The sequence below is a fragment of the Candidatus Villigracilis sp. genome (assembly GCF_057083605.1).
Genome location: NZ_JBXMTI010000160.1, coordinates 12990 through 38799, shown reverse-complemented (window position 1 = coordinate 38799; position 25810 = coordinate 12990). Strand labels below are relative to the sequence as shown.

Annotated in this window: 24 protein-coding genes and 1 tRNA gene; 7 read left to right on the top strand and 18 right to left on the bottom strand. The window is 49.1% G+C overall.

The window, feature by feature from the left end; translation table 11 throughout:
* The first annotated feature begins 33 nt into the window (after window positions 1-33).
* Window positions 34-252 (top strand): hypothetical protein, encoded by a 219-nt coding sequence (locus tag AC14M5_RS23310; RefSeq protein WP_484032122.1) that lies wholly within the window; start codon window positions 34-36, stop codon window positions 250-252.
* A gap of 212 nt (window positions 253-464) precedes the next feature.
* Here the strand turns inward: AC14M5_RS23310 and AC14M5_RS23305 are convergent, their stop codons facing one another.
* Together AC14M5_RS23305 and AC14M5_RS23300 are read right to left on the bottom strand one after the other, a co-directional pair.
* Complete coding sequence (locus AC14M5_RS23305; RefSeq protein ID WP_484032121.1) at window positions 465-1748, bottom strand: glycosyltransferase; 1284 nt, start codon at window positions 1746-1748, stop codon at window positions 465-467.
* A 45-nt stretch (window positions 1749-1793) separates the two neighbouring features.
* Window positions 1794-2651: a class I SAM-dependent methyltransferase gene (locus tag AC14M5_RS23300; RefSeq protein ID WP_484032120.1), complete on the bottom strand. Its 858-nt coding sequence runs from the start codon at window positions 2649-2651 to the stop codon at window positions 1794-1796.
* Window positions 2652-2842: 191 nt separating this feature from the next.
* Between AC14M5_RS23300 and AC14M5_RS23295 the strand changes: the two genes are divergently transcribed.
* From AC14M5_RS23295 to AC14M5_RS23285, 3 genes are all read left to right on the top strand, one after another.
* Entirely contained in the window at window positions 2843-3448 is a 606-nt protein-coding gene (locus AC14M5_RS23295) for a DUF3105 domain-containing protein (protein ID WP_484032119.1), read from the top strand.
* Between the two features lie 348 nt (window positions 3449-3796).
* Window positions 3797-4723 (top strand): magnesium transporter CorA family protein, encoded by a 927-nt coding sequence (locus tag AC14M5_RS23290; RefSeq protein ID WP_484032118.1) that lies wholly within the window; start codon window positions 3797-3799, stop codon window positions 4721-4723.
* Between the two features lie 61 nt (window positions 4724-4784).
* The gene (locus AC14M5_RS23285; protein ID WP_484032117.1) at window positions 4785-5636 is read left to right on the top strand and encodes an SMP-30/gluconolactonase/LRE family protein; all 852 of its coding nucleotides are present in this window, start codon (window positions 4785-4787) and stop codon (window positions 5634-5636) included.
* Window positions 5637-5661: 25 nt separating this feature from the next.
* Here AC14M5_RS23285 and AC14M5_RS23280 read toward each other — a convergent pair whose 3' ends face one another.
* From AC14M5_RS23280 to AC14M5_RS23270, 3 genes are all read right to left on the bottom strand, one after another.
* Window positions 5662-6090 (bottom strand): hypothetical protein, encoded by a 429-nt coding sequence (locus tag AC14M5_RS23280; RefSeq protein WP_484032116.1) that lies wholly within the window; start codon window positions 6088-6090, stop codon window positions 5662-5664.
* Window positions 6091-6170: 80 nt separating this feature from the next.
* Window positions 6171-6839 carry a M48 family metallopeptidase gene (locus tag AC14M5_RS23275; RefSeq protein WP_484032115.1) on the bottom strand — a complete coding sequence of 223 codons (669 nt, stop codon included), beginning with the start codon at window positions 6837-6839 and terminating at the stop codon, window positions 6171-6173.
* A 9-nt stretch (window positions 6840-6848) separates the two neighbouring features.
* Entirely contained in the window at window positions 6849-7421 is a 573-nt protein-coding gene (locus tag AC14M5_RS23270; protein ID WP_484032114.1) for a hypothetical protein, read from the bottom strand.
* Window positions 7422-7885: 464 nt separating this feature from the next.
* Here AC14M5_RS23270 and AC14M5_RS23265 point away from each other — a divergent pair, with 464 nt between their 5' ends.
* A complete protein-coding gene (locus tag AC14M5_RS23265; protein WP_484032113.1) occupies window positions 7886-9001 on the top strand; it encodes a helix-turn-helix domain-containing protein in 1116 nt (371 codons plus the stop codon).
* Window positions 9002-9052: 51 nt separating this feature from the next.
* Here the strand turns inward: AC14M5_RS23265 and AC14M5_RS23260 are convergent.
* Window positions 9053-9124 (bottom strand) — tRNA-Met (locus AC14M5_RS23260).
* Between the two features lie 145 nt (window positions 9125-9269).
* On the opposite strand from AC14M5_RS23260, the gene AC14M5_RS23255 reads away from it, so the two are divergent.
* Complete coding sequence (locus tag AC14M5_RS23255; RefSeq protein ID WP_484032112.1) at window positions 9270-10175, top strand: GGDEF domain-containing protein; 906 nt, start codon at window positions 9270-9272, stop codon at window positions 10173-10175.
* 29 nt (window positions 10176-10204) lie between these two features.
* Here AC14M5_RS23255 and AC14M5_RS23250 read toward each other — a convergent pair whose 3' ends face one another.
* From AC14M5_RS23250 to tpx, 3 genes are all read right to left on the bottom strand, one after another.
* Window positions 10205-10516 carry an AzlD domain-containing protein gene (locus tag AC14M5_RS23250; RefSeq protein WP_484032111.1) on the bottom strand — a complete coding sequence of 104 codons (312 nt, stop codon included), beginning with the start codon at window positions 10514-10516 and terminating at the stop codon, window positions 10205-10207.
* Window positions 10513-11232 (bottom strand): AzlC family ABC transporter permease, encoded by a 720-nt coding sequence (locus AC14M5_RS23245; RefSeq protein ID WP_484032110.1) that lies wholly within the window; start codon window positions 11230-11232, stop codon window positions 10513-10515. The genes AC14M5_RS23250 and AC14M5_RS23245 overlap by 4 nt, the downstream gene beginning before the upstream one ends.
* 199 nt (window positions 11233-11431) lie before the next feature.
* Window positions 11432-11956, bottom strand: coding sequence for a thiol peroxidase (gene tpx / locus AC14M5_RS23240; RefSeq protein WP_484032109.1), 525 nt, complete (start codon window positions 11954-11956; stop codon window positions 11432-11434).
* A gap of 181 nt (window positions 11957-12137) precedes the next feature.
* Here tpx and AC14M5_RS23235 point away from each other — a divergent pair, with 181 nt between their 5' ends.
* A complete protein-coding gene (locus tag AC14M5_RS23235; protein WP_484032108.1) occupies window positions 12138-14093 on the top strand; it encodes a pentapeptide repeat-containing protein in 1956 nt (651 codons plus the stop codon).
* On the opposite strand, the gene AC14M5_RS23230 is transcribed toward AC14M5_RS23235, so the two are convergent.
* From AC14M5_RS23230 to AC14M5_RS23190, 9 genes are all read right to left on the bottom strand, one after another.
* Complete coding sequence (locus AC14M5_RS23230; protein WP_484032107.1) at window positions 14067-14711, bottom strand: FmdE family protein; 645 nt, start codon at window positions 14709-14711, stop codon at window positions 14067-14069. The two genes, AC14M5_RS23235 and AC14M5_RS23230, sit on opposite strands and share 27 nt — an antisense overlap.
* Entirely contained in the window at window positions 14711-15775 is a 1065-nt protein-coding gene (locus AC14M5_RS23225; protein WP_484032106.1) for a DUF2270 domain-containing protein, read from the bottom strand. Before AC14M5_RS23225 ends, AC14M5_RS23230 begins: the two co-directional genes overlap by 1 nt.
* A 177-nt stretch (window positions 15776-15952) precedes the next feature.
* Window positions 15953-18889, bottom strand: coding sequence for a molybdopterin-dependent oxidoreductase (locus tag AC14M5_RS23220; RefSeq protein WP_484032105.1), 2937 nt, complete (start codon window positions 18887-18889; stop codon window positions 15953-15955).
* A 142-nt stretch (window positions 18890-19031) separates the two neighbouring features.
* Complete coding sequence (locus tag AC14M5_RS23215) at window positions 19032-20669, bottom strand: 4Fe-4S dicluster domain-containing protein (protein ID WP_484032104.1); 1638 nt, start codon at window positions 20667-20669, stop codon at window positions 19032-19034.
* Between the two features lie 9 nt (window positions 20670-20678).
* Window positions 20679-21686, bottom strand: coding sequence for a lipoate--protein ligase family protein (locus AC14M5_RS23210; RefSeq protein ID WP_484032103.1), 1008 nt, complete (start codon window positions 21684-21686; stop codon window positions 20679-20681).
* Window positions 21687-21780: 94 nt separating this feature from the next.
* On the bottom strand, window positions 21781-22890 hold the full coding sequence (locus AC14M5_RS23205; RefSeq protein ID WP_484032102.1) for a radical SAM protein: 1110 nt from the start codon (window positions 22888-22890) through the stop codon (window positions 21781-21783).
* 137 nt (window positions 22891-23027) lie between these two features.
* Window positions 23028-23996, bottom strand: coding sequence for a radical SAM protein (locus AC14M5_RS23200; RefSeq protein ID WP_484032101.1), 969 nt, complete (start codon window positions 23994-23996; stop codon window positions 23028-23030).
* A complete protein-coding gene (locus AC14M5_RS23195; protein WP_484032100.1) occupies window positions 23989-25332 on the bottom strand; it encodes a lipoyl protein ligase domain-containing protein in 1344 nt (447 codons plus the stop codon). Before AC14M5_RS23195 ends, AC14M5_RS23200 begins: the two co-directional genes overlap by 8 nt.
* Complete coding sequence (locus tag AC14M5_RS23190; RefSeq protein ID WP_484032099.1) at window positions 25241-25690, bottom strand: glycine cleavage system protein H; 450 nt, start codon at window positions 25688-25690, stop codon at window positions 25241-25243. The genes AC14M5_RS23195 and AC14M5_RS23190 overlap by 92 nt, the downstream gene beginning before the upstream one ends.
* Between the last annotated feature and the right edge of the window lie 120 nt (window positions 25691-25810).

Sequence of the window (25810 nt, the reverse complement as noted above, 5' to 3'; positions counted from 1 at the left end):
TAAACTAGCAACATCAGAATAAAAGAGGCTGTTATGGCAGAAAAGATTTGGATCGTTGAAAAATCGAAGTACTGCGAACATGTCGGCCATGAAATCTTCATTGAAAGCGAAGTCGTTTTCCCCGCCGACCATTTACCCGAACAGCTCCCGCGTGTCGTTGCTCACCGCTGCTCCTGCGCTCTTGAATGCAACTTGGTAGAAAAGCCAGCCTGCGCTCTGAGCGGCACGAACCCTGATGTTGACCTTGTGTAATTGAGCAACCACAAGTTGCTCTTCCAAACTCTCTCCTCCCTCTGAGTTGGTCTATTGGCTGCACCGCGTGAGAACGCGGTGCATGCCGTTAATACATATGCCATTGCGAGCGTTCGTTACGACACTTGCGCCATACTGCGTTTGGTGCGGTGCAGGTGAGCAATCTCCTATGTATAGTGGGAAGCGTTTCGCGTATTGCCTCAGCCATGACTCTACACGACATCGCGCATCACACTCACCGCAGCTTGAATCCCGTTTTCCAAACTTAATGCTTCGCTGATAGTTTTTGCCTTTGCCTGCATGACCTCATCTTGAAGCACGGTTTGAATCGCGCCTGCTAATTTTTCGGCGGTTAGTTTGCGCTGTGGGATCGGTCTTGGGCCGACGCCAATTTTGTAAATACGTTCACCCCAGAAGAATTGATCAACGCCAAGAGGCATTGTGATGGTAGGAATCCCTGCGTGCAAACTTGCGGAGGTCGTCCCTGCGCCGCCGTGATGTACAGCAGCCTGCACGTGACGATATAGCCAGTCATGTGGCATGTACTCGATGGGGAAAATATTTTTCGATTTGATTTCCTTATGCCATTTAGATGGAATCGTTAATACAGCATAGGCATTTGCTGAACTCAATGCCTTCTGAAGTATTTCCAATGTATGTGTAATATCTTTTGTGCCAGGGCTGCCGAATCCAATTGCGATGGCGTTGGGTGATGAATCAATAAATTTTTGGAGTCGAAAAGCCTGCTGTTCACCTAATTTGGCAGCGAGCTGCCCGACTCCGGAATTGCGCCAATAGCCAGTGATGATTTGCTTTTCATTCCAATCCTGTGGACGGGGGACGATGTGCTCGCTGAATCCATTCAGGGTGAGGGGTTGGCGGGGAAAAGCTTGCAGTGAAGGATCTATCCATTGGGCAGGTGGCAGGCCAAAGTCCGCGTGACGCGCGTGGTTGATCTCACGGCGCCATGAAAGCCACATGGCTTGAGTCACAGCCCAATGCGTGAACCAATTTCCAATCCCTAAAAAAGAAAAACGAAATGGGAGGAGTGCTGATGGAAATTGACGTGTGGGCGCGAGGGGTTGCAAGATGGCGCGGATGGCGGGGATGTGCAGACCTTCGGCAATATGTGCGCCCCACATGGTTGGCAGGCCGTGAATGAGAACGTCTGAGCCGCGGCAGGCTTCGGCGGCGGTGTGCAACATGTGCGCATAAAGCGGGCGAGCTTTGTTGATGAAGCTGCGCGTGGCGCGCATGGAGTTGATGAAGCTGCTTCCGAGGGTGAGCGGAGACTGGTCACCTTGCTCGATTAACAAGTCAGATGGGTTGCCCTCGAATGGCGCAAATGTCAATTTGCTTGGTTCAACAAGTTTCGCAAACCCAATCGGCGCAGCGATGCGGGCGTTGAAGCCTGCCTCACGCAAGCCGCAGCCAAGCGCGATATATGGAAGTACATCGCCAAGTGTGCCGCTTGTGAGGAGGGTGATGGTTTTCATGGAAAGACGACAATAGACGATGGACGATTGACCATCGTCAATCGTCTATTGTCCATCATCTATTTTCTCAAACACCAAAAGGCGATACTCAATGATCTTCATATATAAGCATTGCTGCAATGCCATACTGCCAAGCATGGATGGCAGGATTGCGTGTTTTATTGGTAAATAATTTCCCACAAAATGGATGGCGCGCGCAAGCAGATCGGGCAGATTGCGCAGGTGAAGATAAGGCGTAAGCTCTTCGTTTTTGACCAGACGTAAATTGTGCTTTCCTGCGAGTGAGGTGATTTGGTCAACACTTCTAATCCCTGGGACGTGCCATCCATCCATATAGGCGTTCAGCCATGTGACTTTATCCTCTGAAAGCGGACGTGTGCTTTGATAATCATCCACAAGAATTAATTTACCGCCCTTGTGTAGCAATCTACCTGCCTGACGAAAATATTTCTCTGGCTCCACCGCATGGCATACTGCCTCAACAGAATAAACAGCATCCAATGAATCGCCTGCCAGCGAAACGGACGTGAAGTCACCTTCTGTAAAAAGGATTTGGTTTTGAAGGTTTAATTGCTTTGCAGAGTTTCGTGCCAGTTTTGCCTGCACAGGGCTGAGGGTTAATCCGAATGCGGGCGCGGGTTTCTGCAAGCGCGGATAAATGTAAAACAAGCTTGCACCCACTCCGCATCCCAAGTCTGCAATGCGCGCGTTGATCTGTGCAACGGATTCGATCTCAGCCTGAATTAGCGCATTAGATGCATTCAGCGCATGGTCGAGGGTCTTTGTGCTTTTCATCCATAGGGGGCGATGAATGTTCAGCGCCTTGCGCGAACCGCTGAATTTTCGGAATAGATTTGTATTCTGGTCGTAATAGTTGCGGATAGAGTCGGTTGTGGTAGGCATTGAAAAATTATAATCCAGCCTCGATTAAGACGCTTCGCAAATGTAAGTCGGATTGCCAATCCGACTTACGCCGTGCCCCATATATGGTGCCTATCACGGCGACTGCCAGAAAGCCCGTCAAAACAATGTAACTGGCAATTGCATGAAAGAGTTTAAATGATGGATATAATTACAACCACGAGGAGCACATCATGAAACCCAAATTTATCAAACTAATAAGTTTATTGGTATTACCCGTTGTCATATTAGCGTGTAATGCGCTGATCCCACGCGTGGAAGTTCCCCATCTTACCTTCACGCCAGAATTGAATGTAACAGCCGAATGGACCGCTCTGCCGAATAACAGCGGAATTGAAGGTGTGCAGACATACCCAGACCGTTTGGAATATCATAGCCATGCGGAAGTGATCGCTGTGCCAGAGGGCGACCTTCCGCCTGTATTTGGCGTACACTTTGACGGATGGCAGAACTGTGGAATTTATGACCAGCCCATTGAGTTGGGCAATGCGCTTCATTCCATGGAACATGGCGCCGTCTGGTTGACATACCGTCTCGATTTGCCTGAGGATCAAATTACAGAATTACAAAATCTTGTAAGAGGGCACAGTTATATTTTGATGAGTCCCTATTTGCCACAAGAAAGTGATGTGGTATTAACAGCCTGGGGCATACAGTTGGTGATCGATTCATTACCCGATGATCGCATTGCGCCGTTCATTGCCTTCTATGAGAATGGCCCACAAAACCCCGAACCTGGAGCGCCCTGTAGCGGTGCGGTGGGTACGCCCATTCAGTAGTCACTAATTCGGTGCAGGAAAATCATAATGCATGGCTTTTGTGAAGTCAGGAAATTCTTAACGCGAATTACACGAATGAACAAATGGCGCGAATAATGGCAGAAAAATTCCTGATCTCTGGAAATTTCTGCCTGTCTTGTAAAAAATGGTTGTGCATTTCCATCAACGGGCGTAAAATAACCGGGCTGAAAAGCAAGGAAACCATGTATCACACGGATGAGAGTGACCTAAGTTCTTCTGATAATAACCCGCCCAGTAGATGCGGGCGGTTGATATTTAATTTAGTTAGCAACATCACGTAGCCGCGCATGTGCCCTGCGTGATGTCAATTCACGCAAGGAGGCAGTCATGCTGAGCATTTACAAGACCACTGAGCAGGGGCTCGAAAACATCGAAATGATCGCGAATGGCGCATGGGTCAATGTAGTGGACCCAACGCCTGAAGAGATGGAGAAGTTGGTCAACTGGGGGATGGATATGGACTATATTAATTATTCACTCGACCAGGATGAAATGGCGCGTATGGAACGCGATGAAGAATACACCTTCATCCTGCTTCGCATTCCCATTTATCGGCCCGAAAGTGATGCGCCTTATGCAACGGTTCCGCTTGGCATTATGATTTTAGGAAATAAGATCATTACCGTTTGCCGTTACGATAGCAGTATTCTCAAAATATTAACCAATGGTAAATATCGTTTGATGAAGACAGGCAAGCGCTACCGCCTGGCTTTATACATCTTCCTTGAAACATCCGCGCGTTATTTGAACCTGCTGCGCGAGATCAACCGCGCCACCGAAGCTGTGGAAGATCAATTGCAAAAATCCACCCGCAACCGCGAAGTGTTGGAACTGCTCAAATATCAAAAGAGCCTTACCTATTTTGCAACTGCACTTCGTTCAAACGAGGTGATGATGGAACGCGTGCAACGTACCCAGCTTTTCAATTATTATGAAGAAGACCAGGATCTGCTGGAGGATGTGCTCACCGAAAACCAGCAAGCCATTCAAATGACCAGCATTGCCACAGAAATTCTTTCAGGCATGATGGATGCCTTCGCTTCCATTATTTCCAATAACTTAAATGGTGTCATGAAAGCGCTGGCCGCATTGACCATCATTTTGAACATGCCTTCCCTTGTCGCTGCATTTTATGGCATGAATGTTGCCCTGCCGGGTGAAGGCCATCCATTTGCATTTCTAACCGTCATCGGCATGTCACTTGCGCTCACAGCGGTGGCAACTTATATTTTCTACAAACGAGATTGGTTCTAAAATATTTGCTCACTGCTCACCTGGGGGGCTTAGCCCCCAGGTGAGCAGTATGGAGTGTTAAATGCAAACTGAACTTATCTCTGATGCAAAAACATTGCTTGGTGAGGGCCCTGCATGGGATGCAAAGACCCAAACTTTGTATTGGGTCGATATTCTCGAAAAGCGCATTTATGCAGGGACTGAACTCCTCGCTCAATTGGATGACTTCATCGGATGCCTTGCTCCATGCAAAAACGGACATCTCCTCCTCGGCAAACGCGCCTCTTTCGTGGACTTTGAGCTTGCTACATCCCAGCAGACCATTCTCTTCTCTTTTAGTGAATCTGCTACCAATCGCATCAATGATGGAAAGTGTGATCCTGCGGGCCGTTTCCTCGCTGGTACGATGGACATAAATGAGAAAGTCCCCAGCGGCTCACTTTATTCATTCGATGGAAAAGATACGACACGATTGCTTGATAAAGTGACCATCTCCAACGGCCTCGCGTGGAGCCCCGATCATAAAACCTTTTATCACATTGACAGTCCCACGCGGGAAGTAAAAGCCTTTGATTATGATTCAGCCACGGGTCAAATTGCGAATCCGCGTGTTGCGATCTCTATCCCCGAATCCCTTGGCTGGCCTGACGGCATGACCTCCGATACGAACGGCAATCTATGGATCGCCATGTGGGGCGGGGCACAGGTGACAAAGTGGAATCCGAATTCAGGCAAATTGCTGGAGCAGGTTACAGTTCCCGCCTTACACACTTCATCCTGCGTTTTCGGCGGAAAAGATATGAACGAGCTATACGTCACCTCCGCACGAAAAGGCATGAGTGAAGCTGACTTTAAAAAATACCCGCTCTCTGGCGGGTTGTTCAAAGTGACTACGAATGTTGAGGGAATGCCAACCTTTGAATTTGATCTGTAGGGGCGGGGTCACCCCGCCCCTACAATTATCTCCACAATTTCCCTGTCAATTCCACAACTTGTTTTTGCTGTTCAATCGAAAGCCCCACAAACGGAGAATTGGATTCAATGGTATCGCAATTTTCCACGATCAATACACGCGCATCTTCGCTGAAAGTATGCGAATGCCAGGCATTTTTCTTCACGTTATAAAGTTTATACGGCTCCATATCCACCGCATGGACTTTGGTAACGGTCTCCCTGCCTTCGCCGATAAAAAGAATACAGCGCCCTGTCATTAACACAAAGACTTCATCCGTCTCTGTATGTTTTTGCATTCGGTTGATCTTATCGGGCGTGAGGTCAGGCGTGTAGTTCATCAATGCCACACGCCAGGTCTGGTAATCCACCAATGGCTTGTAATCAGGCCCATTGTGTTCACGGATTTCAATCAGGGATTCGGGGAGTAGATTCATAGGTTGTATTAATTCTCGCTTCTTTGCATTTTATTTAATTGTTTCACAACTTTGAGGGCAGGTGTTTTCTAGTTGTTTACTTATAAGATCAGCTTCTCCCCATGCAGGCGTAACCATTTTCGTTTTGCTTTGTAGTCGGGAAAAATATTTTCCACTTCCTTCCAGAATTTGCTTGAGTGGTCTTTTACACGCAAGTGGGCCAGTTCATGAATAACGACATAATCGATCACATCCAGCGGAGCCATCACCAGACGCCATGTGAAATTAAGTGTGCCATCCGGGCTACATGATCCCCAGCGTGTTCTCGCAGATGAAATTTTCACTTGCTTTGGCATGAATCCATATTCTTGTGAAAATATATTGACTCGTTCCGAGATCACTGCGTATGCCCGCTCTTTATACCAACGGACGAAGTTCAACTCGGCGCGTTTTTGTGCTGTGCTCCCAAGTGTGAAACCATCATGGAATTTCAAAGCAGGGCGCTGCGGCTTTACCAGCTTTAATTCATACCCATTCCCTAGAAATAAAAAAATTTCCCCATCCTCAAATTTCTTTTCAGGGATCCCCACTATGGATTTGACTTTTTCACGAGTGCGGGTGATCCAATTGGCCTTTTCCTGAATAAAAGAATCGATGTCCGCAACCGCCGCCCGCTTCGGTGCGCGGACCGTGAGGCTGCCATCCCTCTCGACGATGAGTGCAATCGTGCGGCGTTTACTGCGGATGAGTTTAGTGATTTGAATTTGCATAAATAATGGTTACGGATAGGATAAGGTTCTGGCTCGCGAGCCCAGTTGATACCCATTAATTTTATCAGTAATATAGTCTTCCACATCCTGCCAACTGGCTATGACCATGCCGATCTGGTTACTGTGATCGAAACTTACAACTTGGAGTTCAGTAATGCTATCAGGGACTTGTTCGCAGATCTTTTCTCTGCGTTCCCTCATTGCCCACATGGTAACTACGAATGCACGCTCAGGGGTACAGCAGGGTCTATTATTTGCGCACTCACAATGTACATCCACGCGAAATGTAGTGGGCGGTTTGTTTTCTGGTAAAAGCGGGAACATCACATCTAAAGCGCGAAATTTAACATCAAAGGTTTGTTGCAGAGCGTCTGAAGAGGTGAAATATTCATTCAGCCATTCAATGATCTTTGGTTCATTGGGGTCGGGGGTTGATGTAACGGTGGGAGTCCACATGACGGCTGTTTGCGTTAATGCAACAGCCGTACCCAGGTCATCCGGGATGGGTGTATTCTCCACATCACAAGCACTAGAAAAGATAACAAACAAAAGAACTGGTAATGTAACGAAAAAACGCTTCATGGCAACCTCCCTTATGGGTTTTCCTATCGCTTATCTCATAGATGAGTAAACTTTTTTGATGGAATTAAGAGTAAATAACTTAAGTTGCTACCTTTATAAAAAACTACATTGTGTCTCCCTGAGGGAGCGTTCTTCGCGACCGAAGGGTCTCGTTTGTCATATCTGAGATGCTTCGCTGTCGCTCAGCATGACACAATTTAGAATAGTGGCAACTCGAGTTAAATATCACAACCCTAGCTTAGTAAATCATGCGATACTCTGTAATAATATTACAAATTGACTCTGTTTACCATCTGTAATTTGTCACTTACTTTCTTTCAAATAAAAAACCGCCCAGAGGGCGGATGTTAAACCCCTTGGGGCAGTCCTTACGACTACCCCATTTATGATTTCCGAGGCGTTTCCCCTGCTCTTTTGGATATGGCGCACTCGGCTGCATTGTAGGTTGAAGCCCAAAACCTTTAATGTTGCGCCGAAAAAATATAGATAAATGTAATTATCCATTCTCTGCTGTAAATGTCAAAAAAAATTGTTATACTTTCCTATTAAATATTTTTGAGTATACTTATAAATATTCTCTAGTCCATTTGTTGACAATTTTGTATAATTATCAAGAAATTTTGGCCTTTTTAAAAATCGAAATTATTGGTAGCTTGTCACATAAGAGAGTTAACTGTGATAGGAGCATAATGAATCGTTTTGAGTTTGGCGCTCTTGTAGCATCCTTGCGTGAAGATATGCGATGGACACAACTGGAATTGGCTGAAAAATCGGATGTGGATGTGGCAATCATCAGCAATATTGAACGCGGGGCGAGGAGATCACTATTAAAGGATAATATCCTTGTAAAACTGGCCGATGGTTTTCGCCTGACAACCCTGGAACGACAGGAGTTTTTGTTTGCCGCCAGTGGGGTAACCGAACTTGATGTAATACGAAAGGGAGATGAAACCCCAATAAAGAATTTTGACCCAAAGGCCTTTATCAGTGAGCTAGGGGAGCACATTGGGCGGATCAACCTGCCTGTTCTGGTCACCGATGCGTTCTGTGACGTATTGTTAGTCAATCGCTGTTTGCTGGAATTTTACAATATTCCCGAATCCCTATTCTTAAATGCCGATCAACTTGTTGGCGGTTATAACCAAATGCGTTATGTGTTTCATGTTGAGTCCAATTTTAGGGAATTAGTAGGACAGGATGTATGGGAAAAGTACTGTTTAATAAACGCGCGTTATTTTCGGCGTCGATCTCTGCGGGTGCGCTCCAAGCAATATTTTTCAGCCCTGCTGAAAGAACTTCTGGATGATAAAAAATACCCCTACTTTGAAAGATATTGGCGAAAGATGATGTTCGAAAGTCATGATGATTATTATGTGCCTTTTGACACGCCTGACCCCAATAATCCGAATGCAATTTATGCGATTGAATCTTTGTTGGCATTGACGCCCTACGGAGAAGTGTACTTGCAGCAGATACTGCCTCTGAACAAAAAAACAACAAAGCGTATCGAAAAAATCATAGATAAAGTAGGGGAGGGATATGTGCAATTTGCTCCCTTTCCAGATAAACAAAAACGGTGACCCTGCGAAATCTCGAACAAAAAAGAAAGACCACCTTATGGTGGTCTGTAGTGCCGAGGGGGAGATTTGAACTCCCGACCAAGGGCTTATGAGTCCCCTGCTCTGCCACTGAGCTACCTCGGCGTTGTGGTTAGAGCGGGGCAAATATTACTATGGGAGATGGCATTTGTCAACGTAAGGCAATTGCTTTCATATTAAATGCCGTTCAGGCTATGATTCATGGATCGGGAAATTAAACACCCTGCTATAATATCGCTATAGGTGGCCCATGAAAATACTGGTGCTTGAAAACGAACCAAAAGAACTTGTGCTCATTCAGCAGGCATTGAATGGCAGCAGGGATAAGCTCATCCCAATTGCTTCCAGCGAAGAAGCCTGGCCTTATATTCAAACTGGCGAGGTGCGTTTCTTGATCGCAAATTGGGATACCAGCGATTTACGAAGTACGCAATTCATTCCACGTGCGCGTGCCACCAAGCTGCCTGATTCCCTTTATATTTTATTGATTACCAGCAAAAGCCTGGAAGATGACCAGTCCCCGGATGGAATGGACGATACCATTCAAAGGCCGTTCAAGGCGGCTGACCTAAAGAACCGTGTGGCCATGGCAGAGCGGATCATTTCATTGGTGAGCAACCTCGCCTCTGCCCGCAGTCAGTTGGAAAACCAGGCGGTTTTTGACGATCTGACCGGGTATATGAATCGAGCCGCCTTTTTGAAACAGTCCGCAGCGGAATTGGAACGGGCACGCCGCGCCTCCATGCCATTAAGTTTGATCGCATTGGATATCGATAACTTCAAGGTCATCAACGATTCATTCGGCGTTGAAACTGGTGATGAAGTTCTGCGGATCGTTTCTCAATCGATCCGGGAGAAGAGCCGCCCCTATGATTGTATTGGTCGTTGGGCGGGGGATGAGTTCGTGATCGCGTTTTCCAATGTCATTGGCGCGGATGCGGAAAAAGTGGCAGAGAGGATCATAGCTGGGGTACGAGGTACCAGGATCGAGGTCCAGAATGAACCGCCGTTGAATGTAAAAGTCAGCGCAGGAATCGCATCTGTGGCACATATCAGTTCATCCACTGAAGTAGAACCATTGATCCAACAAGCGCGGCAAGCCATGTCGCGTGCAAAAGAGGCGGGCGGCAATCAGGTCTTTCTGGTTTACATATAAAATGACGCCCGCATTACGCGGGCGTTTTGTTACAACCATTGAAGGATCAGCAGGGCGGCCATCCCCACCAGGATGGTGAGCAATGTATTCCTTGAAAACCATGCCACTAAAATAGCGATGACGCCAGCCAGCAAACGTGTGTTACCGAGGGATGGGTCGAAAGCGCCGTTGCGAAAAAGCAATTCAGGAAAGATGATCGCGGAAAGCACAGCAGGCGGGACGTAATGTAGCGCGCGCCGCATCGTTTCTGGAACCTCGAACTTGCCAAACAAATAAATGAGCGAGAACCTCATCCCAAAGGTGAGCAAACCTCCGATCAGCATGATCAGCCAGATACTCATTGCATCTCCTTTGAGGACAGTGTACTCCTTGGGGATTTTCTGCCTTCCAATATTGTGCCCACCGCGATGCCGACCAATGCGGCCAGGATCAACCCAAGTTTAAATGGAAGATGATAAGCAAGTAAAGCTGTAACTCCCGCGCTTAATGCTGCGGCGATCATCGGTTGTTTTTTCAAGACAGGTACAACCATGGCAATGAATGTCAATGGCAGGGCGAAATCAAGCGGCCAGTCACTGGGCATTTCTGCGCCGAGAAAAATGCCGAGCGCAGTGCTGATCTGCCAGTTAGACCACAATGCAAGACCCGCGCCCAATAAAAACCAATGACTAAAAGGCGTGAGGCCGTCTTTTTCAAACTTTAAGATGGTCGGCGCATAAGCTTCATCGGTCAGCAAATAAGAAAGCAGAATTTTCCATTTCAGCGACAGATCTTTCAAATACGGCGCAAGCGAGGCGCTGTACAACATATGGCGCAGGTTGACCACGGCAATGGTCACAATGATCACAAACCCAGGCGCAGCATCATGCACGAGTTGAGTAGTGATGAATTGTGCCGACCCTGCAAAGACCATGGATGACATCATTTGCGATGCAAGAGTAGAAAGCCCTGCATTGAGAGCCAGCGCTCCATAGATCATGCCAAAAGGAAAGACGCCAATTAAGAGTGGGATTTCAGCGCGCACACCTTCCCAAAATGCTTTTCTTGCTTCACTCATAAATTTCTCCTTCATCGTCATTGCGAGCGAGCGCTTTCAAGCGAGCGAAGCAATCTCAGGCAAAGTTGGAGATTGCTTCGGGCTATCGCCCTCGCAATGACGTGATAATATCATTTGGATTAAAAACCGCCTCGCACGAGAGACGGTTTTCGCTTCTTTCTTAATCGTTAGCCTGCTCCTGTTTACTGAGGCATTCGTTTTACTTCAAGGCTTCTTTCGCGGCGTTGATGACTTCATCGTAATTCGGTTCTTCGCCGAGAACTGGCTGGTACTTGACGTAAGTCAGTTTTCCATCACGCCCAACGATAAAGACTGAACGGCGCAGGTAGCGTCGCTCTTTAATGAGGACGCCGTACTTCAAACCAAAATCCGCTTCGACCACATCGGAAACAACCTTCACTTTATCCACGCCAGCAGCTCCGCACCAGCGTTTTTGTGCCATAGGGAAATCTGTGCTAACAGTGTAGATCACAATATCATCGCTGAGTTTGGCAGCTTCTTCATTGAAGCGGCGGGTTTCACGATCACATACATCGGTATCCAGGGAGGGTACAGCTGAAATGATGATCACCTTGCCCTTGGATTCTTGAAGCGGATTCACAGTACCCCAGCCCGGCACCACGGAGGTGAATTCAGGAGCCATCTGCCCCACCTTCACCTCATCACCCAGCAGGGTTACAAATTTATCGGCAATTTTAAAAACGTCGTTACGAACAGTTGTCATGTAGCTTTCTCCAATGATAAATAGATTATTGATAAGGGTAAACTCTTACCTTTGCGGTTCGGATTTTACCCTATACTTTCCACCTTTCGCCATTGTAAACATCCGTAAATTCCATTCATGATAAACTGGCGCAACGATTCGTAACATGCGCGAAAAACACCTTAACTCCCAGGAGGCTATCATGAAAACACTAATCCATTTTTTTATTTCCATAGTAATCACCTTGTTGATCACGAGCACACAAATTTCCCCTGCGAAGGCCAGCCCAAAAATACAGGAACTAACCTACAACCCCGCAGCGGAGGAGTACCTCAAAGCAGAATTGCTTGCAGATGGTGAGGCAGACCTGGCTCAGGCATTCGGGAACGAAGACCAGCGGGCGGTACGCGCCGAGTTCATCGTGGAATTATTCAAGGACCCTGCCCTGCAAGGCTCGGCCTTCTTCAAGGTTTATAATGCCACGATCCAGGGCGATATCAAGGCAGATGGATTATCCATTCCCTTTAATGTAGTCTTTGATAAATGTACCTTTAATGGCAGGATCGAAATGTCCCGCGCAAGCATCCACTCCTTTAATATGTACGATTCCCTCGTAACGGGTGCGATCAGAATGGGCAGAATTGTGATCGATGAAGACCTGGCGCTTTACAATTCCACCTACGAAAGCGCTGTCGTATTGTTTGATGCCAACATTGGCGGTAGTTTCTTTGCGGCAAATTCCCGCTTCAACGGTGTGAAAGTCGATGAAGGCACGGCATTTCCATTTGAACTCTGGCAAATTCAGGTAGCCAAGACAACCGAACTCAGAAATGCTATCATCAAAGGGGATGCGATGTTTGCAAGCTCACAATTTGGAGTGAATGCAATTTTTGAGAATGCAATCTTTGAAAAACCTGCCAACTTCAAGGACTTCAAAGTTGGCAATCTTGCTTCATTCAAAAAAGTTGTTTTCAATGACACTGCCAATTTTGAAAGCGGCACCGTGGAGCGCGATGCCAGTTTCTCGAATGCCACTTTCAACGGCGATGTCAACTTCGATTACCTGACTGTGGAACGCTTTACTGATTTCGACGGCGCCACATTTAATAAGGGATTTTCGTTTACCTATGCTGAAGTGGGTTGGCCTAATTTTATTGGTTCAACATTCAACGGCCCCGTGGATTTTACAGGCATACAAGCCACCAATGATTTTGACTTCACAAGCGCCACCTACAATTATCCCGAACAGCCTTTTACGGTCAGCCTTGCAAATGTGGATGGCCCCGTGCTGTTTGATGGATTCACATCCCCTGCGGGCTTGAGCCTCGAACATAACCAATTTGGTGATCTAAAGATCAAAGGAAAAGGCAATCAGAGTTATGCACTGATCGATCTGACCGCCACAAAAGTGAATGGAGAGTTGAGCCTGGAAAATGTCAACGCGGATAAATTCTTTGCCGAGGGATTTACCGCAACCGAATCAACCACCTTCAAGCAGGTGAATGTCATCAACACACTGGACATGAGCAACGCCAGCACCGGCTATTTCACAATGGAACAATTTTCATGGCCTCAGTACCCCGAGTCATTTAATTTACGCGGCATATCCTATACCGATATCGGGATTGGAGATCGTGAACTGACTGATGAAACATGGGGTACTCTTTTGGATATGGTGGAGGAATCTGCATACAGTCCGCAGGCCTACCGAACCCTCAATCAGTTCCTGATGGATAAGGGGCATCCTGATTGGGCCGCGCAAGTGGAAATTAAACAAAAGAATCGCGAACGGGATCAAATTCTCGCGCCTCGCTCTGGACCCTGGTTCTGGTCCTGGTTCCTTTATATTTTTTCAGGCTATGGGCAGCGACCTGTTTTTGCATTCATATGGAGTGCGCTTGTGGTTGCTATTGGTGCATTCGTATTTCGTAAAGAGGAAGACCTTGTCATCCTTGATACCAGTGATGCAAAACCACCCTATAACCCCGTTCTTTATAGCTTTGCGCTATTCCTCCCCTATATTGACCTCGGCATTGCCAGCAAATGGGACCCGAGGCCCGGACGAAAAGCGGCTGGCATCTATAAGCATGTTCACAGGCTGCTGGGCTGGATCCTCATGCCGATTGCCCTATTAACCTTTGGCGGAATTATCGGGTAAGCCCTGTAACGCTGTATGGATTAATTCACTTCTATTTGCTGATTTATCTGCGTTACCGTGATAGTAACATTCTCCCGCGCAAGATTGGCATAATATTACATCGCCCCGATGCACCTCACGCCCGTTAAAGATTTCCTCCATGCAGTTTTCGCAGATGGCAACTTTAGCGGGTGTGCTGATAATTTCGGTAATCGAGGTCTTCAGTTGAACAGATTGAGTCGCAAATAATTCTTCGGCGGGGATGATCTTATAAGCATCCAACATGGCCTGCCAGCGGTTGGGCGCTTGCGGCGCATACTCACAGGCTAATGAGCGGGAATCAATGGACGGTGCAATGCGGATCGCCTCTTCGGTGCGGATATTTACGAATGTCGCCGCAACCTTTCCCAGGTCCAGAATGCGAAGCGTGCGGCCACCCACATGACAGCCCGTTGCCGCCATGATCCCATCCACGGTGCAGCCATCTGTTTCAGCTATCACGAGCAGGCGTTTGTTCGCAAGCGGCAGATCAAGATTTAGCAATTCACCAGCGTATAAACTCATGCGTACACCCAATACCTGGCGTGGGCAGATATGTTTATGGCGTAACGAACTTTCCCGTAATATATCTTCGAGCATTACTTCTCTTCAAGCGGAGCAAACCCACCACCCAGAATTTCCTGCGCAGGCGTAACGATGACAACGGCCTTGGGGTCTTCCTTGGCAACAGCAGATTTCAAATTATGTGCTTCGGTAACGGTCAACGCGCACATGAGAATGGTGCGATCCTTGCCCGTATACATCCCTTTGCCTGAAAGTGAAGTGACGCCGCGCTTAAGGTCGGTGAGGATGCGGTTGGCAACGCTTTCAGCTTTATCGGTGATGATGAGCGCAAGCAACTGTCGGCGGCGTTGACGAGGCGCAAGCATGGCTCGCAGGCCTCTATGCTTTCCCTGTTCAGATGGCGCGGCAGTTGCAGATTCATCACCGAAGCGGGGGAGTACCTCGCCAGTGGCGCGCGTCATGTTGATGGTGGCAACGGCAAAGACCGCAAGAAAGGTATAGAACACAAGCCCAAGCCCGATCATGATCTCACCTGAAACGGGGCCGACTGCAGCACGATTGATGAAGATTTGTAAATTCTCTGGGGGGTAGGGGAACAACCAAACCTTTGCAACCCATGAAGCGTAAAGGATGAGAAAGATCCAATAATAATTTCGGCGAAGGCGGCGTCCAAACGCTTCCCAAATTGAAATGGGGAAACTTGGCGTGAGCAAGCTCTCGGCCAGGTTCTCTGCCCATTCAGGTGAAGGATGAAATGGCGGCACAAGCATGGCCGCATAAAAATCCGTTTCCATCAAACGCACGCGGTAACTCCATAGCTCGTAATAACGATAACGCCGCGCTTCGATAAACAGGAACCACAAGACCAGCAATGTATTCAAAAGAATGATCGAGTGATGAACGTCTGACTGGCTGAACGCAATTGAAAGCGTTGCGCCCGTGGCCACCACTGCCCAGTTGGTCGTTGTATCAAGCCGCTGCCGCCATACGTTGGCGCGTTGAATTTCCGCGCGGAAGAAATGCACCATCGCAGTGACGAACTCGCTCGTTTGCAGGTGATAGCCGCGATATGTCCACACGGGCACTTCGGGGATTTCCTGTTTGGGTTTCTTTTTTGCTTTTGTAGATTTGACTGCCATACCATTACCTTTTCACTTGGATAAAGAGCCGCTTCGGACTCACTGAGAGTTGATTCTGTTTCGAGGGGCATTCACAGACCTGACAGGTTTTACAAGGCATCCTCAAAGTCGCGCACCTTCGTTCACGCGAAAATCGTGCCCACGAGACTTCCACGGAAACCTGTCAGGTCTTCAACTTTATTTCTTCAATTTATACGCCTCTTTGACAGGCTTGAGGGGACGCGCCAACCAGTAGGGGCGACGATTGCCGTCCGGACTGACTTGTTCAGCGGGACGCGCAAGTTTCAACCACTCGCGATATTTTTCCATGGACTTATTCGTATCAACGAACACGTCGCCTGCCTGCTCATCCGCATTCGCCTTGCGGACATTTGCTTTTTGTAGCCAGCAATGAACGCCACTGACGGGGTCAGGGTGAACCGCGTGCGTGAGGTTTTGCGTCACACCAACATTACTCCACCAGATGCGGCTCGTGTCAGGGTCGCTGGATTCCCATGCTTTCGCACCGTGAATAACCCGCAGAAGAAATCCGCCTTTGCCATCATCTTTCAAATCGACAAGATTCGACGAGCCACGATTGACGCCCGAATCTTCCTGTAAGCGCCAGCGTCCCAAGTGATGACTGATGGCGATCACGCCAGGCTTGATCCCTTCAGTTACCCAAACGCTGTCGATGAAATAACCGATCTCGGTATCCACGCGCGCAAGGTCGCCAGTATCCACGCCGATGCGTTTTGCGTCATCGGGGTTCATCCAGATCGGGTTCTTATGACTGATCTCATACAACCATTTTGCATTTGCACTGCGCGTATGAATCAATGTTGGCAATCTGAAATTCGGAAGCAGAATCATCTCACCTTTTTTCAGATCGATATTTTCAGGGTCAACGTGACTCTTCAGCGACCATGGGATTACATTTTCCTTTTCAGCCCAGCCCCAATTGGATAGCGTATCGCTGAAGAATTCGAGTTTGCGACTCGGCGTATCAAACCCGACTTTTACTTCATTGTCAATATTCACGCCAACAACCTGGCTGTCTTTTAGAACACGGTCATGATCGTCAAGTGCGTAATTGGTAATTGGTGAGTCACCGTCCATCAAATTCCCATTTACGAATTTACCAATTACCTTTTCATAAGGTATGTAATTTTCCTTCTTCACTTCAAATACGCCATACTTGCGCATATATGCCAGCGGAGTTAATCCCTCCTTCGCAGCGGCTTCGGGCAGACCGGGCACGGAGTTTTCAAAAATCCATTGATAGTATTCGTCCACGGTGATGATCTCACCCACGCGGTATGGACTTTCAAAATATTGCCGAATGCTAAGCGAACCATCAGGGTCGAAGCGGGCGGAGAGTTGAATCCAGAATTCGTTTTCTTCCCAAACTTCACCAGGGTTGGCTTGATAGGTAAAGTCAACTTTGATACCGGCGCGTTCCATCGCCACACGTCGCACAGGCTGTCGGAATGCGATCCATTGACTCGAATGTGTTTCCTGGCTCATCAAGTCGTGGCGCTCGGGGCCGTGGCCAGTTGGCAGAACATAATCGGCGAACCAGGCGGTTTCATTCCATGTGGGAGTGAGCGCGACATAACATTTTATTTTTGATTCATCCTTGAGCGCCTTGAGCCACATGAAGCCATCAGGGTTGACCCACATCGGGTTGTAGACGCGCGTGAAATACACGTCAATGTCGCCGCGGCCCTCTTCGAGCATGTGTGGGAGCAGGAAGGACATTTCGTAATGCGCGAGCGGCCATTCATTTGGATAATGCAATTCATTCCACGCATTGAACGCGGGTGGAGATTTAAATGGCTTGGGAACAAATTTATTCCAGTTCGTCAGCGATGTTCCGCCTTCTGTGCCAACACTGCCAGTCAGCACATTGAGGAAGAAGATGCAACGCGCTACCTGCCACCCACCGAGATTGCCAACACTGGCGCTGCGCCAGACATGGGTGGCGAGTTTGCCGCCACAATTAGCAATATATTTTGCGGATTGTTCAATTCGCTCGATGGGCACATCTGATTCTTTGGCGGCGTGCTCAAAGGTGTATTCAGAATATAGTTGTTTGAGGACGGCGTCGAAAGTTTCAAAGAGAATTGGAGAATTAGAGATTAGCGGGCGAATCGAATCCCATTCTTTGGAATCTGATTGTTGAACGTGTTGAATGAATTCCTTCCAATTCGTCCACTTGCGGACAAATTCCTTGTCGTATTTATTCGTTTGGATGAGATGATTCGCAATTGCCAGAAGAATCGTATTCTCACTCCCAGGCCATGTTGGAAGCCAGACATCGCTCATGCTGGCAGTGTTGCTCAAACGTGGGTCGAAGGTGATAAGCTTCGCGCCATCGGTTTTCGCCTCGATAATGCGTTGTGCATGTGGGTTGAAATAATGCCCCGTTTCGAGGTGACTTGAAATTAAAAGGATAACGCGTGCGTTTGCGTAATCAGGACTCGGACGATCCTGTCCCGCCCAGAAGTTATAGCCTGCACGCGCAGAGGACGAGCAGATATTGGTGTGACTGTTATGCCCATCCACACCCCAAGCTTGAATGACTCGATTGGTGTATCCATCTTCGCCAGGCCTGCCCACGTGATAGACAATTCCATCACGGCGTTTTTCACGGCTGGCACGCATTTTCTGCGCAATTTCGGATAAGGCTTGATCCCATGAAATGCGTTCCCATTTCCCTTCACCTCGTTTACCAACTCTTTTTAATGGATAAAGAATCCGCTCAGGGTCGTAAACCTGATTATGCGTGGCGGGACCTTTTGCACAGTTCCGTCCGCGGCTGCCAGGATGGACGGGGTTGCCTTCGAACTTGCGGATCTCGTAGTTGTCTTTATCCACGTAGGCGAGGAGTCCGCACGCCGATTCGCAGTTGAAGCAGACGGTTGGCACAAGGGTGTATCGCCGCGCAACTTTCTTGGGCCATTCTTTACCATCCCATTCAACCCAGTCATCCCAAACTTCGGGAGGCGGGTACTGGCTGATGCGTCCATCGGGGTGAACGACTTCGGTCAGTTTGATGGGTTTGCGGTCAGATGCGGTGAATTGTGGAACGGCAGTGCCTGCGGAGGTTTGAGGTGCGTTTGTTTTTGTCATGTTTACTCCGTTGGTTGAGTAGGCGGTGCTCGTCCGCCGTATCGAAACCAACATGTTGAATGAAAAGATAAAGTTTTTTGATGACTGGTGGTTTCGATACGTCCCGCGAAGAGTGCGCGGGACTACTCAACCACCGAGTTGTTTACGAATTCGGAATATGCTGCGGGGCCATCACAAAGGCATATTCATAGAAGAACAAGCCAACAACGGAACACGCAACAGCAACAGGTGCAAGCGTGCTGAATGCAAGTACCAATGCCAATGGGACAACATGTCCCAGCGCGATGCCGCCCCACCAATGGTGATTGCGGAATTTTCCGTGCGTCATTTCGCGATAGCCAAGCAAGGCAACTTCAGATGCGAAGGAGTTGAATTTTCCAGCCAGTGTCAGTAGTAAATTGATCGCGATGCTGGCGGGGAATAGCGAAACGAGAAGAGTGTGCAAGTCAGCGGGAAAGGAGACGAATAGATTCACGATCAGGAACATGCCGCTTGCAACCATCATCGATTGCGCGAAGAGTTGGAAGGGAAGCAAACTGTTCTGCCACATATCGCGTCCCTCGGCTTGACCGAGCAGGAAGGCGGTGTAGATGACGACTCCTAATGCAAACGGAAAGACGATCCACGCCGCAAACGGGCGGATAGTTGCTACTGTTTCGATGGGCAGGATGCCAACCTGAGCCGCGCCTTCGAGCAGCCACCAAAGCCCTGCCACAGCGGTGAATGTGACCATGATGTATGCGCCACGCGCCACCCATGATTTCCATTGCGGGCGGAGAAGGATACTCAAGAAACGTTTTGGTTGTGAGAGGTCCTTGATGAGCAGAATGGTTGTAATGAGCATGAAGACCATTGCGGTGAAACCTGTAGCGAGGAAGGTGGCAGAGTCAAAGTTGAAGATATTGAACATCGAGCCAAGGCACAAGAGCATGAAGAGTCCACCTGCGATATTTTTCGTGACAAGATATGTTGGCAATTCCCAATGCCAATAAATTTTATGCTGCGCGTTGTATGCAGTTTGAACCATATGCTCGGCAACACGTCCGCCGATTTGGATGGGGCCATTCATCGGGCGTCCCTGTTCCTGTGGAGTGCGAAGCGGTGTGCCTGATTTAGATGTCTTTGTTGAAGACGGGAATACAGGCAGTTCATACATGGATGTATTCTGTTCAGTAATTTTATCTGCCCACATATACGATTCGTTTGCAGGTGAAGCAGATGGATGCAACGACCAATCATTGCCGTTAATGTAGAAGAGTTTGGGCCCGGTACCCTGCTCGGGCTTGCGAACTGTCGCTTGCGCAGTGGACAACTTTCGGCTTATTTCTGAAGCGGGGTCGTTCAAGTCGCCAGCCAGGATCGCGTGCTCGGGACAGACCACCACGCAGGCGGGTTCAAGTCCCACATCCAAACGATGCGCGCAAAACGTGCATTTGGCGGCGGTGTTGGTTTCAGGGTCGAGATAGATCGAGTCGTAGGGACAGGCTTGCATACAGGATTTACAACCGATGCAAATGGACGGGTCGAACTCGACGATACCATCATCGCGCTGATACATGGCCGTGACGGGACAAATGCGCACGCAGGGCGGGTTGGCGCAATGGTTGCAGCGCGTCACCTGAAAGCGGCGGCGCACATCAGGATACGCACCCGTCTCAACATATTTGACCCATGTGCGATTCACGCCAAGTGGCACCTGGTTCTCGGATTTGCAAGCTGTTGAGCAGGCGTGACATCCGATGCACTTGCTTTGGTCGATCAGAAATCCATAATTGGTCATAAAGAGTCCTTACGATAAGATGGTCTCGTTGGAAAAGTGAACATGGATTTGCTCCTGCCATTCTTTGAATGGGATACCACGCAAATTCTCTTCAATGCTTTGCCATTCATATATTGGATTCGATTCCAGCTTCGCCATCTGAATGACATCCTGCGAAAGCCAGAAACTTCCGCGCAAATCATAGCCATTCACGTGAGTTTCCTCTGCATGAATAAAAGCGCGCGCGGAGATTTTCAGGGAACTCATTGGGATAATTTTTTCACGTTCCTTGTGCAATGATAGGAATTCATCCGAGATCAGTTCCTGTGCCGCTTCGTCCGCGGATAAGATTTCTTCGGCGGTCAATGTATCCATTTGTATAGGACGGTTAAAAGCTTTTGAAAAATCAGCGATCAACATTCCCGTGATTTCATCCAGTGAAGCGGTTATCGCGAGTTGATTCAGCGTTACAAGCTGTTGGCGCAACGCTTTTTCAGCAAGCCATCGAAAAGAAGAAGACGGCGTTCGCCATACGGAGGTCATGGCTTCAAAGTCAAAATCAAATAACAGATTGCCGACAACCACGCACGCCTCGTCAATGCGCCCGCCGCCTGTGCCAGCGATTCGTTTACCGTCCACTTCGATTTCGTTTGTGTCGCGCAGTTCGGCGTTGAGACCTAGTTGCTTCAAGGTATTGACGGGCGCAGCGAGAGCAGTTGCATAAATATCCTTGAGCATGGCAGGCATGCGGCTGTGATGGAAAATGCACTGATAGAAAATCTGATTCTCGTCGAGATACGTTGCGCCGCCGCCGAGCCTTCGGCGTAAAACAGGCAGTCCGCGCCGCTGACATTCCTCCGCATCAAAGGTGCTTTCGAAAACCTGGTGATACCCAAGGCAAAGATACGGCGCACTTGGACGGCATAGGATAATGACATCCTTTGAGTCACGCGTCATCCTCTCAGCCAATGCGTGATACACGGACTGAGTCTGCAAGGGTGGGATGGGTCCCAGGTTGAGGAGGCGGATTGGATTCATTAGTAATCGGTTATCAGTAATCAGTGGTCAGTCGGCATGGCAACGTGTTGCATGTTCCGTGTCTAACTGTTTACATGTATACGTGTTTACCTGCCTACGCACCCACAGGATTCAAATTCGCCCAAACCTCATCCAACCGCATCTGCTGGCGGATAACGATCAAATCATTCGCATTGGGTTTGAAAGGATAATCGCGATACTCTTCGCCTGGGCGATAGGAGCCATACGGACGGTTGCAGGCCACTTCCCCTGCACGGTCGGGACAGCCATTTGTCATAAAGGGCAGACCCGTGTTGACCGCGACTTCCACCACGGTGTCGGGCGCATCGAGCCGGGCAATGTTGCCCTCGGCATCGAAGGTCAATGCCTCGCGAGATAAGCCTTGATTCTCGATGAGATGTTTAACCAATTGAATGCGCCGCATTCGATGAATGGGGGAACGGGACAGATTCTGCATGACCGTACCAGGTTCGGGATTGAACGAGAACAGATAGCCTGCGATCTGTTCCTCTTTCAGTTGATAGAACATGTCCACAAGTTCGCGGTCAGTTTCGCCAAGCCCAACGATGATGTGACAGTTGACTTTCATTACGCCATAAATATCACGTGCGGCGCGGACAATACGCCAGTGATAATCCCAGTTGTGTGGGCCTTTCGTCCCTTTGCCGCGAGTTTCTTCAAAGAGTTCCTCCGTCACCGCATCCAGACCGACACCGATAATATCCACGCCCGCTTCCTTGATGACGTGCAGACGTTCTTCATTTAACGTGGTTGCACTCACCAAAGCAGACATGGGCACCTGCGGCGCAGGTTTCTTCACACGGCGGACCATGTTCACCAGATCATCATAGGCACGATGATCCTGTACTTGAGAAATACACACGCGTCCGACTCCGCCATTTGCTTCGCGCTCGGCGATCTTCTCGGCAACCAAATCCGTTGGATAGAGAGGCCATGCCACGCGGATGAACGTATTTTCTTCAGGCGTACCTGGGCGTTCGCGTGCGAGTCCGCAATACGTGCAGTTGGCATAGCAGCCTTCGGGATAATTTTGCAGAAGGTTGATGCAATTACATCCACAGCGATTGATTCGTCCGGGTTTCAGTCCCAGCTCAATCGCTGCTGCCATGCTGATACGGACGTAGTCTGGGCTGATCTGATATTGCTCGGCTTGTAGGTCGGACGGTACAGTTACTTTTGCCATGAGTTCTCCTAAAATACTCTGTTGGTCGAGTAGCGAGCGTATCGAGACCAACGAGTTGCATAAAAACTAAAAATAACTTGCAAAGTTGTGGTCTCGATACGCCCCGACTTGCACGGGGCTACTCGACCACCGCGTACTTACCACGTCACACCACAACACGCATTGATAAACTGCGGGCGCAATCCATTTTGCCGCGCATATTCAACGATTCCATTCGCGGGATAGGCAATGCCGTTCAATCCCGCATTTACAGCCAGACGGTCGATCTCAACTTTTATATTTCCCATCGGGCGTGCGCATCCCAACATCACAGGCGTGGATGGCAGCGCCTTGCGAGCCTTTTCAAAGAATGCGCCGATCTCCTCCAACGGCGGAGGCGTGACGCCCACCATCGGTGTACCCGTCAATGACATGAGCATAACCAGCACCAAAGTCTTCGGTGGGTGACGCAGGATCATTTCCAGTGCGTTATCCTCGCCAAGCATTTTTCCGAAATGCAATCCCAAAATAATATGGGGGATGGTTGGCACGTTATTTTGCTCCAGCCACGCCAGAGAGTTTTCATAATCCTCAGGGTCAGAATCGAGATGATAAACTTCGCGCATCGTATCGCGATGACCGATGACATCGATCATCGCGCCGTCAATGCCAACCTCACCCAGCGCGGCACAAGTCCTTTCATCTGGCACGCCCGTATGGACTCGCATCGCCAGCCCCAACTCTTTTCGCACGCGCTTCATATCATTGATGTGCGGCAGCAGCGGTACACGTCCCTGCTTATCACTTCCGCCAGAGATCAACACACCGCGTGCGCCCTTCGAAGCAAGATCAGCACACAGGTCAAAGAGCGAGCCATTGTGTTGGCGCAGGTCCGCCATGCCATGCAGCACATTCGTCTTGCAATGCTCGCAACTCAACGCGCACGCCGTCCCCGTCACGCTAATCGAAACGAACTCAATCGCATTCTGCGATGTGAATTCATCGGTCTTAAATTTTCGCAGCCCAGGCGCATGGAATGTGATCGTCTCGCCAAAATTGGCGCGCAGGATTTCAAGCCCCTCCGTCATCAAACGCAACGGCTCGGTGATCTGGATCAACTCAGGCATGTGCGCCTCCAGGGGTGACATAGCATCCATACGGATCAGCGCGCATTTGACTCTCTGCCACACGAGCGCGACTCACCGCCTTCGTCACCGCCTCGATCATGACCTCGGGCTGGATCCCGTTAAATTCGCTTTTTCTATTCTGAAAGATTTTTTCAATCGTCGCCGCAACCTTCTCAGGCTGACTCGCGTGCCAGCGCAGCGACGCTTCCAAATCTGCCACGGCATTTTCCGATGCAAAGAAATCGCCGCCGATGAACGCCGCTTTGATGGTCGGTCCCGCCATCGTCACACTGACGTCAATCAGCCCCGCCTCCGTTTTGATTTTCGCCGAGCCGTTCGTATCAGGCACGGATGTGGTTTGATAAACCCAATCATCCATCAGATATTTTTCGTTTTCCAATTTGGCAATCTCTGCAAGTTCATCGCGTGTAAAACCATCAGCGGGGATAAGGCTCAGGTCGAACGCACCAGCAAACCCGTCGGCAATGACGCGCCGCACTTCGTCCAGAGGAATCCAATTCTCCAATTCTCTTCTTACTGTCGTAATGCGTCCCGCCACCGTGTCAATCTCTTTATCGGAAATTTTCTCGAAAGGTGTGTTCAACACTCGCAACATCAATTCAATATCCAGATCCACAAGCAGGCTTGCATGGAACAACAATCCGCCCGAAGGTGCGCGATAAATTCCCAGCCCGACGAGTTTCTTGCCATTCACTTCAATATCGTTCTTGCGTCGAAATCGTGCCTCCACGCCAAGCTGATTCAATCCACGCACGAGACCCTCCGAGAAATTTCCCATCAACTCACGCGCATGGCTGTATGCGTCGCCCTGAGCGGCTAGTCGAAGGGAATCATCACCGCGCCCAGGGATGGTCAACGCCACGCCGAGCTGATCTGTGCCCATGATGATTGCGCCGCCACCCGTGGGACGACGATTAATTGTGATTCCATTTTCGCGGCAATGACCAACGCGGATTTCGTTATCCACATTTTGGAAACGACCCACAAGCGCGCAATGCGAACGATAGGTGTAAAGTCGCAGTGTCGGTTGTGACAACCCCAATCCGACGCGTTGAGCGAGAGCCTCATCCGCCGCGAGTCCGAAAGAAGCAGAGACGTTATCGTCTGTAATTAATCGCCAATTCATAAAAGCCTCAGTACCGCAAGATTCATCTTGCGATTCACGGGCAACATGAATGTCCCTGGCACCGCCCGCCAGGGCAGGTGTGCAGTACGAATCCTCATCAATCAATCCATCCCTGGCTTTTGTAACGCTTGACTTCCGAGTCAACCCACGCGGGCAGACCATCGCCAGAGACCAACTGTGCTGACTCATTCTCCCAATCGCTGGGCCTAATGACAACCATCCAGCCATCCACATAAGGCGATTGATTGACTAATGCGGGGTTGCTTACTGCCTGATCATTTCGTGCCACAATCGTCCCGCTGACTGGGGCGATCAAATCGCCTGTCATCTTCGCGGCTTCCAGTGTCCCCATCGACTCGCCGCGTTTGACAGGCATTCCCACCGCCTGCAATGTGACATAAGCCAAATCGCCCAGCGACGCGAGCCCGAGTGTGTTTATGCCGACAAAGACATCGCCGCTTGCAGAATCAACTTGCGCCCACATGTGATGCTCGCGGTCATAGGACCGATCTGTGGGGATTTCGTAAGAATTCGTTTGGTTGGACATAGTTCACCTCGTTAGATTTCATCGCCGCTGGTCGAGTAGCCCCGAATGCTCTTCGAGGGGCGTATCGAGACCAGCATTAACATGTAAACATAAAGCTTGCAAAATACCACGTGATATGGT

Excerpts from the sequence above, each read along its gene's own strand:
- tpx (WP_484032109.1), bottom strand. The coding sequence starts at position 11,956 with ATGACAACTGTTCGTAACGACGTTTTTAAAATTGCCGATAAATTTGTA.
- AC14M5_RS23265 (WP_484032113.1), top strand. The coding sequence starts at position 7,886 with ATGTTGCGCCGAAAAAATATAGATAAATGTAATTATCCATTCTCTGCT.
- AC14M5_RS23310 (WP_484032122.1), top strand. The coding sequence starts at position 34 with ATGGCAGAAAAGATTTGGATCGTTGAAAAATCGAAGTACTGCGAACAT.
- AC14M5_RS23235 (WP_484032108.1), top strand. The coding sequence starts at position 12,138 with ATGAAAACACTAATCCATTTTTTTATTTCCATAGTAATCACCTTGTTG.
- AC14M5_RS23230 (WP_484032107.1), bottom strand. The coding sequence starts at position 14,711 with ATGCTCGAAGATATATTACGGGAAAGTTCGTTACGCCATAAACATATC.
- AC14M5_RS23280 (WP_484032116.1), bottom strand. The coding sequence starts at position 6,090 with ATGAATCTACTCCCCGAATCCCTGATTGAAATCCGTGAACACAATGGG.
- AC14M5_RS23215 (WP_484032104.1), bottom strand. The coding sequence starts at position 20,669 with ATGACCAATTATGGATTTCTGATCGACCAAAGCAAGTGCATCGGATGT.
- AC14M5_RS23205 (WP_484032102.1), bottom strand. The coding sequence starts at position 22,890 with ATGGCAAAAGTAACTGTACCGTCCGACCTACAAGCCGAGCAATATCAG.
- AC14M5_RS23295 (WP_484032119.1), top strand. The coding sequence starts at position 2,843 with ATGAAACCCAAATTTATCAAACTAATAAGTTTATTGGTATTACCCGTT.
- AC14M5_RS23225 (WP_484032106.1), bottom strand. The coding sequence starts at position 15,775 with ATGGCAGTCAAATCTACAAAAGCAAAAAAGAAACCCAAACAGGAAATC.
- AC14M5_RS23245 (WP_484032110.1), bottom strand. The coding sequence starts at position 11,232 with ATGAGTGAAGCAAGAAAAGCATTTTGGGAAGGTGTGCGCGCTGAAATC.
- AC14M5_RS23250 (WP_484032111.1), bottom strand. The coding sequence starts at position 10,516 with ATGAGTATCTGGCTGATCATGCTGATCGGAGGTTTGCTCACCTTTGGG.
- AC14M5_RS23305 (WP_484032121.1), bottom strand. The coding sequence starts at position 1,748 with ATGAAAACCATCACCCTCCTCACAAGCGGCACACTTGGCGATGTACTT.
- AC14M5_RS23275 (WP_484032115.1), bottom strand. The coding sequence starts at position 6,839 with ATGCAAATTCAAATCACTAAACTCATCCGCAGTAAACGCCGCACGATT.
- AC14M5_RS23300 (WP_484032120.1), bottom strand. The coding sequence starts at position 2,651 with ATGCCTACCACAACCGACTCTATCCGCAACTATTACGACCAGAATACA.
- AC14M5_RS23220 (WP_484032105.1), bottom strand. The coding sequence starts at position 18,889 with ATGACAAAAACAAACGCACCTCAAACCTCCGCAGGCACTGCCGTTCCA.
- AC14M5_RS23255 (WP_484032112.1), top strand. The coding sequence starts at position 9,270 with ATGAAAATACTGGTGCTTGAAAACGAACCAAAAGAACTTGTGCTCATT.
- AC14M5_RS23290 (WP_484032118.1), top strand. The coding sequence starts at position 3,797 with ATGCTGAGCATTTACAAGACCACTGAGCAGGGGCTCGAAAACATCGAA.
- AC14M5_RS23200 (WP_484032101.1), bottom strand. The coding sequence starts at position 23,996 with ATGCCTGAGTTGATCCAGATCACCGAGCCGTTGCGTTTGATGACGGAG.
- AC14M5_RS23210 (WP_484032103.1), bottom strand. The coding sequence starts at position 21,686 with ATGAATCCAATCCGCCTCCTCAACCTGGGACCCATCCCACCCTTGCAG.
- AC14M5_RS23195 (WP_484032100.1), bottom strand. The coding sequence starts at position 25,332 with ATGAGTCAGCACAGTTGGTCTCTGGCGATGGTCTGCCCGCGTGGGTTG.
- AC14M5_RS23285 (WP_484032117.1), top strand. The coding sequence starts at position 4,785 with ATGCAAACTGAACTTATCTCTGATGCAAAAACATTGCTTGGTGAGGGC.
- AC14M5_RS23190 (WP_484032099.1), bottom strand. The coding sequence starts at position 25,690 with ATGTCCAACCAAACGAATTCTTACGAAATCCCCACAGATCGGTCCTAT.
- AC14M5_RS23270 (WP_484032114.1), bottom strand. The coding sequence starts at position 7,421 with ATGAAGCGTTTTTTCGTTACATTACCAGTTCTTTTGTTTGTTATCTTT.